This is a genomic window from Tenacibaculum amylolyticum (assembly GCF_964511145.1).
Lineage (GTDB): Bacteria > Bacteroidota > Bacteroidia > Flavobacteriales > Flavobacteriaceae > Polaribacter > Polaribacter amylolyticum.
The window spans coordinates 1-1035 of sequence record NZ_CAZEFZ010000068.1 but is presented as its reverse complement, the minus strand read 5'-3'; the positions used below and the strand labels follow the sequence as shown (position 1 = coordinate 1035).

Sequence of the window (1035 nt, the reverse complement as noted above, 5' to 3'; positions counted from 1 at the left end):
TAAGAAAGGACAGGTAATTTTAAAACGTACCTATAATCAAAATCAAAACCATGATACCTATTATATTTACGATGATTTTGGAAACCTAACCTATGTATTACCTCCAAAGATGGAAGGTACTAGAAGTTCATTAAGTACAATAAATACAAACTTAAATGACCTAGGCTATCAATACGTATACGATTACAGAAACCGACTAGTAGAAAAGAAAATACCTGGCAAAGGCTGGGAGTATATTGTATATGATAATTTAGATAGACCTATTTGGACACAGGACGCAAATCAAAGAGCTAAATCACCACAAGAATGGGTATTTACAAAGTATGATCAATTAGGTCGAGTAGCGTATACAGGGCTTAAAAAATTAAATGGCTCTAGAGTATATTTTCAAAATATAGCAAAGACAACTCCTAACGCTATATTTGAATCTAGGAGTGCTTCTGAAAGAAATTACTCAGGAAGTATTATTTATTACACAAACGAGGTTATACCGGGTACAATAAATGATGTGTACACTGTAAACTATTACGATGATTATATAGATTTACCAACAGGTTTAGGTAATACAGTAACTACAAGTTATGGACGTACTTCTACTATACGTACTAAAGGATTAGCTACGGTTAGTAAAGTAAAAGTATTAGGAACGAATCATTGGATTACCACGGTAACGTATTACGATGAAAAAGCACGTCCTATTTATGTGTATTCAACCAATCCATATTTACAAACTACCGATATTGTAGAGAGTAAGTTAGATGATTTTACAGGTAAAGTATTAGAGACTAAAACTACACACAAAAAAACAGGTAATACAGATGTTGTTACTATCGATCGTTTTGAGTACGATCATATGGATAGATTGATTAGTCAAAACCAGCAAATCAACAATCAAATCTCTGAACGTATTGTAAAGAACAATTACGATGATTTAGGGCAGTTATCAAGTAAAGTGTTAGGGAACGGAACAGCCTCAGGTTATAAGGATGTGACCAATGGAATTACAGTTAAGGATAATATCATTACTAAAGGAGT

The 1035-nt window shown here is 32.9% G+C and carries 1 pseudogene; it reads left to right on the top strand.

The annotated features are described in order from the left end of the window. Positions 1 to 1035, top strand: a pseudogene (locus ACKTTC_RS16375) (RHS repeat-associated core domain-containing protein); the annotation flags it as partial.